A 12,799-nucleotide genomic window follows, 5' to 3' on the forward strand; every position below is an offset into this window, starting at 1 on the left:
GCCGACGGCAACGGCCTTATCTTGTCGTTGAGCCCTCCAGGGCAAGGCGCAGGATCTCCGCACCGTCGTCTGCGGCAAGAGGCGCGATATCGGCCTTGGAAGCCTCGCACTCGTCACCCTGGCTGAGGCGCACGACGGGGCGCTGGCGTTCCGCGAAACGGCCCGTAAGGGTGTCGACTCCCTGGCTGAGAAGGGTCCAGGCTCGTAGCCGGATGTTCGCCGAGGCGACCGAGCTTGTCTATGCTGGGCGCACGGCCAGCTGGAAGACCGCCAAGCACGCAGGCTAGTGGATCAACGCCCTGAGGCCGTACCGATCGAGGCCGTGCGTTCGGGTGAAGCCATCCATCCTCAGCGAGAGGCGGTTGAAGGTGTCGTCGTATGAATCAGGCGAGGGCGCGGCGCTCGCCGGATTGAGTTGGCTCAAGGGTGGCGGGCATTCATCGACCGATCTCCCGTTGGGTCATAGGTCGAGGGTGAGGTGGTCGGTCAGCGCCCGCGAGACGCAGGTGCACATCAGGCCGGCACGGCCCCGTTCTGCCTCGGAGAGGGCGCTGTCCCGGTGATCGGGCACGCCGTCGAGAACCTTCGCGGCGCAGGTGCCGCACGTGCCGGTGCGGCAATCGTAAAGCGGACCGGCTCCGGCCTCAATGAGGGCATCGAGAACGGTCTGGTCGGACGCGACAGTGACGGTCTTGCCGGTCCGGGCGAGACGCACCTCGATCGGGCGGTCACCCTCGCGTGTCGCGTCCACTGCAAACCGCTCCGACCGGATGCGGTCCGGCGGGATGCCCAGTGCAGCCGCATGCCCGTGCACGGCCTCGATCAGGGATGCAGGGCCACAGACGTAGACCATGGCATCCGGCGGCGCGCTTGCCATGACCTTGCCGACCTCCAACGGCGTCGGCGCGGCATCCTGGCTGAAGTAGGTCTTCAGGCGCTGTCCGAGCCGGGCCTCCAGATCCTGCCGCAGTGCCATCTCGTGAGGGTTGCGGGCGGCGTAGTGGAGCTCGAACGATCGGCAGGACGCAAGCAGAGCCAGCGCCATGGCGCGAATCGGAGTAATGCCGATCCCGCCGGCGATGAGCAGGCTCGGACGCCTGTCCTCGTGCAGGCCGAACAGGTTGCGAGGCAGGCCACAGTGGAGAACCGTCCCGAGCCCGTAGTCCTGGTGGACTGCGACCGAGCCGCCGTGCCCAGCATCCTCGCGCAACACCGCGATTTCGTAGACGCGACGGTCCTCCGGATCACCCATCAGCGAAAAGCTGCGGGTGCGCTCGCGGCCGTCGGGAAGGCGTACAGGCACGCTGAGATGCGCACCCGCTGTCCAGGCGGGCAGGGGGCCACCATCGGCGGCCCGCAGCTCATATGCCCTGATGCGCGGCGTCAACTGGCGCATGCCTGTGATCACGAGATCCAGAGGACCACTGCCGAGCGCCTGCACGGTCAGGCGCGCCGCCCGCAGGGCCTCCTTCTCTGCCGTGGCCTTGGCGAGCTGCTGCCGCAGCGGCGCGACGAGCCCGGCGATCTCGTCCTCGGTGAAGCGGGGCGTGATGTGCTGCGGGCAGTTCCAGTCGAAGGCCTCGACCGTCATCACCACGGCGCGTTCGACCCGGGCCCGGTAGGTCGGCATCTCGAGACGGGCGAGGAGAGCCGGATCCTCGCTCTCGTGCACGATGCGTGCCCGCGCCCAGATCTTGAGGCGGCGGCGGTTCGGGTAGTCCATCAGGATGAGTGCAACACGGCCGTCCGCGTCGATGTTGCCCGTGCTGATGTACTGGACGTTGCCGCGGAAATCCGCATAGCCGAGCGTTCGCGCGTCGAGCACCTTGAGGAAGCCTTTCGGACCGCCCTTGAACTGGACATAGGGCCAGCCGGTCTCGCCCACGCTCGCCTGATAGAAGCTGTCCCGGACGTGGATGAATTCGGCCTCCCGCTCGGTGAGGATGTCGCGACGCTCCTCGGCCCGCTCGAAGCCAGCATTGGCGGCGCGGCTGCCGTAGCGGGCCTGCGCCGCCCTGACGCTGGGGGTGAAGGTGATCTCGGCAAATGCGCGGGGCATGACGCGCGTGCTCCATAGTTGAAGGGATGGTGGCGCTGGCGCTCCTCACCCATACGACTGAGGAACAGTCTCCTGCGGGATGCAGGTAAATTCGATCCTGATGCCGCTCGGCTCGCGGATCATGAAGTGGATTTTCGGCCCTGCGCCGTTCCGCTCCGGCGCGAACTCGACGATGGCTCGAGGCCACCTGGTCACGCGCTCATGGATTGCGTGAAGGGTTGCCAGGTCTGCGACGCGGAAGGCGAGATGGTGGAGACCCACGTTCCTGTGCCGGTCGAACGGCACATGGTGAGCCCGATCCTTCACCTGCCAGAGCGTCACCCGCGTGATGCCGTCCGTGACGAAGGCGGCCGGATAGGTGGGGTTCTCCCCCACCAGGGTCCAGCCAAGGCAGTCGGTGAAGAAGGTCCGCGTTGCATCGAGATCAGAGACGGCGAGGCCAACGTGATCGACACCGGACGTCAAGGCGGCTTCGGGCATCCCGCTGCTCCTGGTGAGTTGATGAGAGGGTGGGCACTGGCGGAGAGTGCCCGCCCAGGCGGACCCGACCGGGGCAACGTCCCGCGCAAGCTGGCCTCAAGCGGCCTGCCTGAGGGCGACTTTCGGGAAGTCGATGTCCACCCGGCTCGCCTTGCCGAGGATGTTTGTGAGCAGATTCATGCCGACGTGCACGATGATCTCGACGATTTCGGCCTCTCCGTAGCCGGCCTTGCGCACCGCCTCGATCTCGGCGTTCGTCACCTCACCCTTGTGCTCTACGAGCGCGCGGGCAAAGGCCACTGCGGCAGCCGCCTTGGCATCCTGCGAGGTGCCCTGGCGGTTGGCCGCCATCTCGTCGCCCGAGAGGCCGGCGCTGCGGCCGATGGCGGTATGGGCCGACAGGCAATACTCGCAACTGTTCTGCTCGGCGAGAGCCAAGGCGATGCGCTCGCGGGTCTGGGGATCGAGGCTGCCCTGCTCGGCGATACCGTAGAGGCCGAGGAAGGAGCCGAGGGCGGCAGGCGAATGGGCAAGCACGCGCAGGAAGTTCGGCGTGACGCCCAGCTTTGCCTGCACGGCATCCAGGAGGGTCTTGGCCTCGCCTGTAGCGGCGGCGGGGTCGACGGCGGGGATGCGGGCCATGAGGGTGTCCTTTCGAAGTGGCCGAACGGCGATGGCCGCTCGATGCGAGGACATTGCCCCTTGCCGTGAACGTAATGAATGATCATTCTGCGCAATTGATCATTTCTATTGCAGGAATAATCCGTCATGGACAGATTGCAGGCTATGACAATGTTCGTGGCCGTCGCGGAGGAGGAGGGGTTCGCCCCGGCAGCCCGGCGGCTGGCGATGTCGCCACCCGTGGTGACGCGGGCGGTCGCCGCACTCGAGGCGCGGATCGGCACCCGTCTGCTGCATCGCACCACTCGCAGCGTGCGCCTGACCGAGGCGGGCACCCGCTACCTCGAGGATTGCCGTCGCATCCTGTCCGAAATCAACGAGGCGGAGGAGGCGGCGGCCGGCTCGCACCGCGAGCCGCAAGGGCAGCTGGCAGTCACGGCATCAGTGCTGTTCGGGCGGATGTATGTCGCCCCGATCCTGCTCGATTTCCTCGGCCGCCATTCGCGGGTAAGCGCCCGCACCCTGTTCGTCGACCGGGTGGTGAACCTCATGGAGGAGGGGCTGGATGTCGCCGTTCGTATCGCTCATCTGCCGGATTCCGGGATGACGGCGTTGAAGGTCGGATCCGTCCGGCGCCTCGTCTGCGCCTCGCCCGACTATCTCGCGCAGCACGGCATTCCGCAAACCCCCGAGGACCTGGCGAGCCACGGCACGATTACCTTCCACGGCCTGACGCCTTCGCCGGAATGGTCGTTCCGCGATGGCAGCTTGGAGGTGAAGGTCCGTCCGTCACCACGCCTGGAGGTAAACACCGCCGAGATGGCGATCACCGCTGCCGTGCAGGGATACGGGCTGACGCGGGTGCTGTCCTACATGATCGCCCCTGAGCTTGCCGCCGGGCGGCTGAAGATCGTGTTGGCCGAGCACGAGCCTGCTCCGGTGCCAATCCACCTCGTGCACCAGGAGGGACGGCAGGCCTCCGCCCGGGTACGGGCCTTCGTGGATTTTGCGGCCCAAAGGCTGCGCGGGAACACTTCCATTAACTGAACGCCAGGCTCTGGACCTGCATTTTCCATGCAGGTTCCCCCTGCTGTCACGACCCACCTTCAGTAGGCTCGGGGGCTTTTCTCGCGATCCTTGCTGTCGAATGAAGGGAGGGTCTCCTGGCGGTCAGCGTGCCGGGGCACCGTCGCGCTTGACGGCCTGACCACGCATGCGGCGAGCCGATCCAGCTCGTTCAACTCCGCGGCGTGCCGCTGGCCCCAATCGCACAGCGCCCGCAACACCGGTTCCAAACTCGAGCCGAGCGCGGTCGCCGAATAATCGACGCGGGGCGGCACCTGACGGAAGACCTCACGGTGGACAAGACCGTGCTCCTCCAATTCGCGAAGCTGCTGGATCAGCACCTTCTGGCTCACGTCCGGGACCAGCCGCTTCAGCTCCGAGAGCCGCTTCGGGCCATCGAACAGATGATAGAGGAGAATCGCTTTCCAGCGCCCTGAGATCACCTTCAGAGCCCGTTCGGCCGGGAGCGCCGGCAGCCTCTTCACTACGTCCGCCATGGTTACCTCTCGGTCAGTATGGCACGAAAGAGTGCGTAGAGCCGATCCCAGGACTATAGGCAAATGACCTCACCGGCAACAAGCGTGAGGTCACCGATGAGAGCCGTCCAGTTGAGCCGCTTCGGCGGTCCCGAAGTCCTCGAGATTGTCGAAAGCCCGACACCGACCCCGCAACCGGGCGAGGTTCTGGTTCGCGTGCGGGCCGCCGGGATCAACTTCTTCGAGGTCCTGATGCGCCAGGATCGCTATGCAGTGACGCCGGACCTGCCGATGCCGCTCGGGGTCGAGGCCGCCGGCGAGGTCGAGGCCCTCGGTGTTGGTGTCGTCTCACCCGCGATCGGCACGCGGGTTGCGGTGCCGTTGTTCGCGATCGGCCGCAGCGGCGGCTACGCGGACTATGTCATCGCCGACGCGGATTCCGTCGTTGTCATGCCTGACGGTCTGTCGTTCGAGGATGCCACAGCCTTGATGGTACAAGGCTTGACGGCCCTGCACCTCGTTCGGCAGAGCCCGCCGAAGGACAAGGCCGTGCTGGTCAATGCGGCAGCTGGCGGCGTCGGATCGCTGCTGGTGCAGCTTGTCCGTGACAATGGCGCAAGGCTCGTGGTCGCGGCCGCAGGGTCGGACGAGAAACGGGAGCTGGCGCTGTCCCTCGGAGCCGACATCGCCGTTGACTACGGCAGTCCGGACTGGAGCAAGCGTGTCCGCGAGGCGACCGGCGACCGCGGGGCGGACATCATCTACGAGTGCATTGGTGGCGCTGTCACGACAGCCTGCCTCGATGCCTTGGCTCCGGGCGGAGAGCTCGTCTTCGGCGCACTCGGGCGTTTCCGCCTCGACCAGTCCGATATGGAGCAGCTGTTCGCCCGGAACCAGTCCTTGAAGGGGTTCGCCCTGCTGCCCCTGCTGAAACCGGACAACCTGAACACGGACCTCATCTGGCTGTTCGGCCGGGCGGCGCAAGGCAGGTTGAGGGTCATGCAAGGCGGGCGCTATCCACTCGAACAGGCTGCCGGTGCACATCAGGCAATGGAAAGCCGCAGGACGGTCGGCAAGATCGTCCTGGTGCCCTAGTCGAGAACGGCCCAGCACCGGTTCGCTCCATTCCATGAAGGCAGCATTTCCACGGATCCTGAGCATGCGCACGCTCAGGATCCGGTTCGATGACATCGACGAGACTTAAGAACATCAGTGCTTCAGTCGCTCATGATCCATTCGGCCCCACTCGGCGGCCGGGGCAGCCCCGTTCGTGCCCCGCTTTCCGCAGGGAACATCCCAGGTTCACGCCGGCGGCTGCTCGCGCAGGCCTGGGGTTCTGGTGCCATTAGGAAGCGAAGGGAGGCTTGCCACCTTCCTATTTGGATTTCCGGATCGGTGACGCAGTCAGACCGTCGCTTAGTGCGCTCGCCATCGCACCTTCACCCGGTTCCGGCCTCCACTGCGATGGCGCAGTGGAGCGGCGATTGGCGCGCTGCCCGAGCCAGATGCTGCCGACGACGAGAATTCCGCCGCCGATCTGGAGCGCCGTCAGCGTCTGGCCCAGGAACAGCCATCCGAGCAGCACGGCGGTCACCGGGCTGAGCAAGAGCAGCGGCGAGACCACTGACGGCTCCAGGCGGGTGATGCCTCGCAGCCAGAGAATGTATGTCAGGGCCATGCCGATCAGGCCGAGCCACGTCAGCGCGAGCAGGTTGGTCGTGGTCGGGACCGGAATTGAGGGCTCGAGCAGGCAGGCTACCGGAACCAGGAGGAGGCCACCCGCAGTCAGTTGCCATGCGGTGAATGTCAGCAGGGACACCGGCGGCTGCCACTTGCGGCTCAGCACCATCCCACACGCCATGGAAGCGGCTCCGGCCAGTCCCGCCATGACGCCGGCCGGATCGAGGGCGGCACGCGGCGTCAGCACCAGTAGCGCTACGCCCGCGGCCCCGACGATCGCGGCAAGAATGGACACGAGGCGGATCGGGCTGGCGAGCACGAAGTAGGCCAGGAACACCACCAGCAGCGGCTGGACGGCCCCGACTGTGGCGGCAACGCCGCCGGGAAGCCGATAGGCCGCGATGAACAGCATGCTCAGGAAGACCGAGAAATTCAGGGCCCCGAGCACGAAGATCCGCGCCCACCAGATCCCGGTCGGCAGTTGCCGCACGAGCAGAAGCAGCAGCAAACCGGCCGGCAGGGCGCGAAGCATTGCCACCGTTATCGGGGAGAAGTTCGGCAGGAACTCGGTGGTGACGGCATACGTGCTGCCCCAGATGGCGGGAGCGACGGCCGTCAGCAGCACATCGGAAGCGCTCGGTTTCATGCGATCTCCAAAACCTCGGCCAGAGGACGGCGGGGCTTCTGCGGCCAGTTTCCCGGGGCGGCGCGGCCAACCGCGACCAGCATCACGGGCACCTCGTCCGGCCCGAGACCGAACTCACGCACCACGCCTTCGGCATCGAACCCGACCATCGGCCCCGAGGCGAGGTCGAGCGCCTCGGCGGCATGGATCAGCGTCGCGGCTCCAAGCGAGGCCGAGCGGACGGCCTCGTCGCGGGCCGACCGGGGATCGGCGTACTGCGCTTGCGCACCCTCCTGCCAGCCCAAGGCCGTGTCCGCCGGCATGTATCCGGCCTGCACGAAGGGACGCAGCCGCTCCGGGATGGCAGCATGATCGGGCAGCACCCCGCAGATGATGAAGGTGACGGCGGCGTCCGACACCTTGGCCTGGCCATAGGCGAGGCTGCGCAGGCGCGCCTTCGCCTCGCGCGTCCGCGCGGCGATGAAGCGCCAGTTCTGGAGATTGTAGGCCGTCGGCGCCCGCGTCGCGAGGCGCGTGAGTTCCTCGATCTCGGCATCGGTCAGCGCATGGCCGGCATCGAACCGGTTGACCGAGACACGCTGCTCGATGAGGGCAATGGCAGGGTTGATCATCATTCGATCTCCATAAGGAAAGGTGTTCGTAGATGAGGATAGAAAGTTGGCCATGAGTTGATAATCCGGTATATCGAAAAGACATTGTTCACTGCTGTTGAATGATCCGATGGACCGCTTCACCGCCTTGCAGGTTTTCCGCCACGTGGCCGAACTGAACGGCTTCGCCGCAGCCGGGCGGCAGCTCGGTCTGTCGCCGGCAGCAGTCAGCAAGAATATCGCCGAGCTGGAGTCGCACGTGGGCGCCCGGCTCATCCACCGTACGACACGACGCATGGCGCTCACGGAGGAGGGAAGGATCTACCTGGAGCACGTCGTGCGCGGGTTGGATGCGTTCTCGGAGGCGGACGAGGCCCTGTCCCCGCTCAGGACCGGACCGAGTGGCACCCTGCAGGTCAGCGCGCCGATGACCGTCACCCTGACACGGCTCTCCGCGGCGATCCCCCGTTTCCTGTCGCGTTATCCGCAGATCACCCTGGATCTCCATCTCGATGACCGGCGTGTCGACCTGATCCGGGAGGGCTTCGACCTCGCCATCCGCGGCAGCGACAGGCTGGAGGATTCCAGCCTGATCGCCCGGAGCCTCACGGTCATGCCGCACGTGCTCTGCGCGGCCCCGTCGTATTTCGAGGCACGCGGCAGGCCGAACGCGCCGTCCGAGCTGAGGTCGCACGAGTGCGTCCGTTTCAGTCTCTCGGGACACGCGGACGTATGGGAGTTCAAAAAGAATGGATGCACCGAGCGGATCCCGGTCAACGCCCGGTATTCGGTGACGTCGAGCCTCGCGGTGCGCGATGCGCTTCGCGGGGGCTTCGGCGTCAGCCTGATGCCATATCCCTACGTCGAGGACGACCTCAGGGAAGGGCGCCTCCAACGCGCCCTGGAGGACTGGAGCACGGTGGAGACCACGCTCTATGCGATCTACCCGTCGCGGCAGCACCTCGCCCCGAAGATCCAGGCGTTCCTCGGCTTCCTCGCGGAGGAGTTTGGCCGAGCGTGAGGGCGATCACACGTCTGGCGGCGAAAGCCGCATAAGCCAGGGCGGCGCATCGACTGCTTTGCCATCGGATTATCAATGGAGCAGGCATGGATCGACGCGAGATGGCGACAATCCCATCGCCAGGAATCAGCCAGGCATCGAACTGTCGGAGGCTGCCGCCTCGCCAGCCAGCCATGCCCGCACAGACTCGACGTTCGCGTCATCCGCGCGGCTGTCCGGGATAACGATATGGAAGCCATGTCCCTCGAGCGCCGGACCGAAGGGAGCGACAAGCGCTCCGGTTTCCAACTCGTCGGCGACGAGGGCCAGACTTACGAGGGCGATTCCCTGTGCGGCTACGGCCGCCTGGATCGCGTGTGTCTCGTCGCTGAAGACGATCTCGCTGTCCGTCGGGCGATAGCGAAGGCCGGCCTCGGCGTACCAGCGGGGCCAAACGGGCGTACGCTCGTCCACGTGACGCCACTCGCTGTGGATGAGCGAGTGGCGTTCGAGATCAGCAGGATCGCGGACGTTCAAACGTGGGCTGCAAACCGGCGCGAACAATTCCTGGAACAGGAGTTGTGACCGGCAGCCCGGATATGTGCCGCCGCCGTAGCGGACCGCGATATCGGCGCCTCCCGCCCGAAGGTCGACGACATCATCGGAAGCCAGCAGGCGCAAGGTGATGCCCGGGAACCGGGCGCGGAACGCGGCGACCCGCGGCACCAGCCACCTGGACGTGAAGGCCATCGTGGCCGTCAGGGTCACCGCGTCGGGAGTCCTTGTCGCCCGGACGTGGTCGACGGCGTCCGCGATGGCATCGAAGCCGCCACGCAGCGGCCTGTACAGCATGTGTCCGGCGGCCGTCAGAATCACTTGGCGGGTCCTCCGCTCGAACAGCTTCTGCCCGAGGGTGTCCTCGAGCAGCCGCACCTGGTGGCTGATCGCGGTCGGCGTCACGGCCAACTCGTCGGCGGCCTGCTTGAAACTCAGATGACGGGCGGCGGCCTCAAAGGCACGCAGGGCGGCAAGCGGTGGGAGTCTCCTCATGGCTCCTTATGGCTGAACGAACTTCATGCGTCGAGTGAGGAATTCGACTTTGTCCTGTGTCAGCCGAAAGAGCAGAGTTGCCTCATGTCCTTCCCCTAGCCCCAGACGGCAGCAGAGTCGGATGAACAGGAATCATCCGGTACGGTCGTTCCGCAGTCAGGGCGAAGGGGCGTTACTCATCGGGAGAAACACCATGACGACCCTCCTTCATATCGACGCCAGCGCCCGTCCGGGGCGCTCGGACCAGGATCGGTTCGGCTCGCACACGCGCCGGCTTACGGCCCGCTTCGTCGGGCGCTGGGCGGCAGCACGTCCAGCGGACCAGATCATCCATCGGGACGTCGGGCAGGCCCCGCCGCAGCCGGTGACCGGCCGATGGATCCATGCCGCCTTCACGAAGCCGGACCAGCGCGAGCCCTGGATGCACGAAGTGTTGGCCGAGAGCGATGCGCTGGTCGACGAGCTGATCGGGGCGGACGTGATCGTGACCGGCGTGCCGATGTACAACTTCGGACCGCCCGCTCAGTTCAAGGCCTACATCGACAACATCGTGCGGGTCGGGCGCACCTTCGGCTTCGACCGCTCGCGCCCTGGCGATCCCTATTGGCCGCTCCTGGCCGAGCACGGGAAGCAGCTCGTCATCCTGAGTTCGCGCGGGGATTACGGCTACGGCGAGGGCGAGCGCATCCACTATCTCAACCACGTCGAGTCGAGCATCCAGACCGCGTTCCGGTATCTTGGCATCACCGATGTCGAGACCGCTGCCGCCGAATACGACGAGTTCGCCGACGAGCGCCTTCAGGCGTCACTCGCCCGCGCCGAGTCCGAGGTCGATGCATTGGTCGAACGGTTGGTCGCAGCCATGGAGCGTCGCGAGGCAGCCGAGCCTTCCGTGTGCGCCGGCATCCGTTCGTACCCGGCAGGGCGTCGCGTCGAGGACGAAGAGGAGGCCCGAACTCGTTTCGGCCTGGGCCGATAGAGCGCTGAGTGGATGAAATCACTCTGCAATCGAATCATGACAATCGTCCGTAACGGTACATGCCAGACCTCAGCGGGTCATCTGGCATGGAGTTCGCCAGCTCCAAAAGGTCCGGAACTGGCACTGGGCGAGAACGTCATCAATTTTGCGCAGTTCATCTGCACTCAGGTTCGCATGGACGACGCCGACATTCTCTCTTGAAGACGATGGAACTTCGTCGTCCCCAGGGGTGCACGATCCCGTGTTTCTGCGCCACGAGCTACCCAGCGCAACCCGGGCAGGCGTGACGAGCTTCCTTGTGGCAAGTCAAACGTCCGATCCAAGCCAGCTAAATCCACAGGCTCGATCTTTTCGAATTGAGCATCGAGAGTATCATGGCCGCTGCCTGACTTCGCTGCTACTCAAGCCTTGTAGAGATCGCGTCTGCTATGGCGCTCCCGCAAGTAACCGTATCCGCACTGCCGCCGAGATCAGTTGTCCTGAGACTTCTGTCGGAGAGTACCCGCTCGATTGCTTTGATGATGGCGGACGCCGCATCAGGATGGCCAAGATGCTCAAGCATCATGGCACCGGCCCAGATCTGACCAACAGGGTTTGCAATGCCTTGTCCCGCAATGTCCGGAGCAGAGCCGTGAACGGGTTCGAAGAGAGAGGGAAACCGCCGCTCCGGATTGATGTTCCCCGACGGAGCAATGCCAATCGTTCCGGCACAGGCGGGGCCGAGGTCTGAAAGGATATCACCAAACAGGTTGGATGCGACGACAACGTCGAAACGGTCCGGGTTCAAGACGAAGTGCGCCGCCAGAATGTCGATATGATACTTGTCCCAGCGTATATCAGGAAAGTCCAACGCCACGGCTTCGACACGCGTGTCCCAATAGGGCATCGAAATTGAGATGCCGTTCGACTTGGTTGCCGATGTCAGATGCTTCGCATCGCGCTTGCGGGCGAGTTCAAACGCGTACCGGACGATCCGATCGATTCCGATGCGGGTCATCACAGTTTCCTGCACCGCGAATTCCCGCTCTGTGTCAGCGAACATAATCCCTCCGATGGAGGAATACTCACCCTCGGTATTTTCCCGCACTACGACGAAATCGATATCGCCGGGTTTGCGATTGGCGAGAGGCGAGGGCACGCCGGGCATCAGCCTGCACGGACGCAAGTTGACATATTGGTCGAACTCCCGGCGGAAGCGGATCAACGAGCCCCAGAGAGACACGTGATCGGGCACGAGGTCGGGTGCGCCCACCGCGCCGAAATAAATCGCGTCATGGCCGCCGATCTTCTCTTTCCAGTCGTCTGGCAGCATCTGGCCGTGCTTCAAGTAGTAGTCGCAGGAGGCAAAGTCGAAACTCTCGAAGGAGAGCCTGATATCGAACTTGCGGGCTACGGCTTCGAGAACGCGCACTCCTTCAGGCACAACCTCCTTGCCAATCCCGTCTCCTTCGATCAGCGCAATCTTAAACCCGTTCCCAATCATGGTCCTGTTTCCGTTCAACGACTGACGATGCCGCATTCAAGCAGGATGGTTCCACGGCCTCGCTCGATTGCAATGCAATTTGGCGGGAACTCCTGCTTAAACTCGACACCGCGATCTTGAAGTCTGCCGAGGAATCGGTCGAGATGTTGCATGGCTCTGGCATGCACATCGTGCAACACGACAAGCGGCCAATCGATCGTCGCCACCTGGGAAAGCGCATTCTCCACCCAGCCTTCGTGATTGTCGAAGTCACCCGGAACGGCATTCCAGACGACACAAGTATAGCCACCATTCGCGAGATATTCCGCTGCCTTCGCGTTGAGAGCGCCGTCCAGCCGACCCTTGCCGCCATACGGTCGAAAGAGGCGGTCAGGATGAGAGAGTGCGCCGATCTCGTTCTGAGTGCGGCCAATCTCTGACTGAATAAAATCCAGGTCTCCGCGGTCCCGAAAGGGAATTGAGTGGCTCCAGGTGTGATTACCGATCCAGTGTCCTTCCGCATAAGCGCGTTCGCTAGGGGCTCGGCAGGCGGCGAGGCGACTGCCGACGACAAAGAAGGTCGACTTAATGCCGTGGCGCGCCAAGGCGTCCAACACCATGGGCGTCACCTCGGCATCTGGGCCGTTGTCGAATGTCAGCGTCACTTTCTGCATGAGCAGTATTTCCTTGG

At 64.7% G+C, this 12,799-nt stretch carries 13 protein-coding genes; 4 read left to right on the top strand and 9 right to left on the bottom strand.

What is annotated here, in order from left to right; all coding sequences use genetic code 11:
- Positions 1-460: 460 nt before the first annotated feature.
- The 3 genes from AC522E_RS09655 to AC522E_RS09665 all read right to left on the bottom strand — a co-directional run bounded on the left by AC522E_RS09655 (position 461) and on the right by AC522E_RS09665 (position 3,181).
- The gene (locus AC522E_RS09655) at positions 461-2,059 is read right to left on the bottom strand and encodes a 2Fe-2S iron-sulfur cluster-binding protein (protein ID WP_500750212.1); all 1,599 of its coding nucleotides are present in this window, start codon (positions 2,057-2,059) and stop codon (positions 461-463) included.
- Between the two features lie 45 nt (positions 2,060-2,104).
- Positions 2,105-2,539, bottom strand: coding sequence for a VOC family protein (locus AC522E_RS09660; RefSeq protein ID WP_500750214.1), 435 nt, complete (start codon positions 2,537-2,539; stop codon positions 2,105-2,107).
- Positions 2,540-2,635: 96 nt separating this feature from the next.
- Positions 2,636-3,181, bottom strand: coding sequence for a carboxymuconolactone decarboxylase family protein (locus tag AC522E_RS09665; protein WP_500750216.1), 546 nt, complete (start codon positions 3,179-3,181; stop codon positions 2,636-2,638).
- A gap of 126 nt (positions 3,182-3,307) precedes the next feature.
- Here AC522E_RS09665 and AC522E_RS09670 point away from each other — a divergent pair, with 126 nt between their 5' ends.
- Positions 3,308-4,207 carry a LysR family transcriptional regulator gene (locus tag AC522E_RS09670; protein WP_500750217.1) on the top strand — a complete coding sequence of 300 codons (900 nt, stop codon included), beginning with the start codon at positions 3,308-3,310 and terminating at the stop codon, positions 4,205-4,207.
- 59 nt (positions 4,208-4,266) lie between these two features.
- Here AC522E_RS09670 and AC522E_RS09675 read toward each other — a convergent pair whose 3' ends face one another.
- Positions 4,267-4,722 (bottom strand): winged helix-turn-helix transcriptional regulator, encoded by a 456-nt coding sequence (locus AC522E_RS09675; protein WP_500750218.1) that lies wholly within the window; start codon positions 4,720-4,722, stop codon positions 4,267-4,269.
- Between the two features lie 96 nt (positions 4,723-4,818).
- Here AC522E_RS09675 and AC522E_RS09680 point away from each other — a divergent pair, with 96 nt between their 5' ends.
- Positions 4,819-5,796 (top strand): quinone oxidoreductase family protein, encoded by a 978-nt coding sequence (locus tag AC522E_RS09680; protein WP_500750219.1) that lies wholly within the window; start codon positions 4,819-4,821, stop codon positions 5,794-5,796.
- Positions 5,797-6,076: 280 nt separating this feature from the next.
- On the opposite strand, the gene AC522E_RS09685 is transcribed toward AC522E_RS09680, so the two are convergent.
- On the bottom strand, positions 6,077-7,027 hold the full coding sequence (locus tag AC522E_RS09685; RefSeq protein ID WP_500750220.1) for a DMT family transporter: 951 nt from the start codon (positions 7,025-7,027) through the stop codon (positions 6,077-6,079).
- Positions 7,024-7,638 carry a nitroreductase family protein gene (locus tag AC522E_RS09690; protein WP_500750637.1) on the bottom strand — a complete coding sequence of 205 codons (615 nt, stop codon included), beginning with the start codon at positions 7,636-7,638 and terminating at the stop codon, positions 7,024-7,026. The genes AC522E_RS09685 and AC522E_RS09690 overlap by 4 nt, the downstream gene beginning before the upstream one ends.
- A gap of 109 nt (positions 7,639-7,747) precedes the next feature.
- On the opposite strand from AC522E_RS09690, the gene AC522E_RS09695 reads away from it, so the two are divergent.
- The gene (locus AC522E_RS09695; protein WP_500750221.1) at positions 7,748-8,638 is read left to right on the top strand and encodes a LysR family transcriptional regulator; all 891 of its coding nucleotides are present in this window, start codon (positions 7,748-7,750) and stop codon (positions 8,636-8,638) included.
- A gap of 126 nt (positions 8,639-8,764) precedes the next feature.
- Here AC522E_RS09695 and gcvA read toward each other — a convergent pair whose 3' ends face one another.
- Positions 8,765-9,667 carry a transcriptional regulator GcvA gene (gene gcvA / locus AC522E_RS09700; protein WP_500750223.1) on the bottom strand — a complete coding sequence of 301 codons (903 nt, stop codon included), beginning with the start codon at positions 9,665-9,667 and terminating at the stop codon, positions 8,765-8,767.
- 193 nt (positions 9,668-9,860) lie between these two features.
- On the opposite strand from gcvA, the gene AC522E_RS09705 reads away from it, so the two are divergent.
- On the top strand, positions 9,861-10,646 hold the full coding sequence (locus tag AC522E_RS09705; RefSeq protein WP_500750224.1) for an FMN-dependent NADH-azoreductase: 786 nt from the start codon (positions 9,861-9,863) through the stop codon (positions 10,644-10,646).
- A 397-nt stretch (positions 10,647-11,043) separates the two neighbouring features.
- Here AC522E_RS09705 and AC522E_RS09710 read toward each other — a convergent pair whose 3' ends face one another.
- Together AC522E_RS09710 and AC522E_RS09715 are read right to left on the bottom strand one after the other, a co-directional pair.
- On the bottom strand, positions 11,044-12,129 hold the full coding sequence (locus AC522E_RS09710; RefSeq protein WP_500750225.1) for a tartrate dehydrogenase: 1,086 nt from the start codon (positions 12,127-12,129) through the stop codon (positions 11,044-11,046).
- A 14-nt stretch (positions 12,130-12,143) separates the two neighbouring features.
- The gene (locus tag AC522E_RS09715; RefSeq protein ID WP_500750226.1) at positions 12,144-12,782 is read right to left on the bottom strand and encodes a polysaccharide deacetylase family protein; all 639 of its coding nucleotides are present in this window, start codon (positions 12,780-12,782) and stop codon (positions 12,144-12,146) included.
- Positions 12,783-12,799: the final 17 nt, after the last annotated feature.

The sequence above is a fragment of the Microvirga sp. BF8 genome (assembly GCF_059888585.1).

What these genes read in the sequence shown, in the direction of transcription:
- AC522E_RS09655 (WP_500750212.1), bottom strand. Translation starts at nt 2,059, where the DNA reads ATGCCCCGCGCATTTGCCGAGATCACCTTCACCCCCAGCGTCAGGGCG.
- AC522E_RS09660 (WP_500750214.1), bottom strand. Translation starts at nt 2,539, where the DNA reads ATGCCCGAAGCCGCCTTGACGTCCGGTGTCGATCACGTTGGCCTCGCC.
- AC522E_RS09665 (WP_500750216.1), bottom strand. Translation starts at nt 3,181, where the DNA reads ATGGCCCGCATCCCCGCCGTCGACCCCGCCGCCGCTACAGGCGAGGCC.
- AC522E_RS09670 (WP_500750217.1), top strand. Translation starts at nt 3,308, where the DNA reads ATGGACAGATTGCAGGCTATGACAATGTTCGTGGCCGTCGCGGAGGAG.
- AC522E_RS09675 (WP_500750218.1), bottom strand. Translation starts at nt 4,722, where the DNA reads ATGGCGGACGTAGTGAAGAGGCTGCCGGCGCTCCCGGCCGAACGGGCT.
- AC522E_RS09680 (WP_500750219.1), top strand. Translation starts at nt 4,819, where the DNA reads ATGAGAGCCGTCCAGTTGAGCCGCTTCGGCGGTCCCGAAGTCCTCGAG.
- AC522E_RS09685 (WP_500750220.1), bottom strand. Translation starts at nt 7,027, where the DNA reads ATGAAACCGAGCGCTTCCGATGTGCTGCTGACGGCCGTCGCTCCCGCC.
- AC522E_RS09690 (WP_500750637.1), bottom strand. Translation starts at nt 7,638, where the DNA reads ATGATCAACCCTGCCATTGCCCTCATCGAGCAGCGTGTCTCGGTCAAC.
- AC522E_RS09695 (WP_500750221.1), top strand. Translation starts at nt 7,748, where the DNA reads ATGGACCGCTTCACCGCCTTGCAGGTTTTCCGCCACGTGGCCGAACTG.
- gcvA (WP_500750223.1), bottom strand. Translation starts at nt 9,667, where the DNA reads ATGAGGAGACTCCCACCGCTTGCCGCCCTGCGTGCCTTTGAGGCCGCC.
- AC522E_RS09705 (WP_500750224.1), top strand. Translation starts at nt 9,861, where the DNA reads ATGACGACCCTCCTTCATATCGACGCCAGCGCCCGTCCGGGGCGCTCG.
- AC522E_RS09710 (WP_500750225.1), bottom strand. Translation starts at nt 12,129, where the DNA reads ATGATTGGGAACGGGTTTAAGATTGCGCTGATCGAAGGAGACGGGATT.
- AC522E_RS09715 (WP_500750226.1), bottom strand. Translation starts at nt 12,782, where the DNA reads ATGCAGAAAGTGACGCTGACATTCGACAACGGCCCAGATGCCGAGGTG.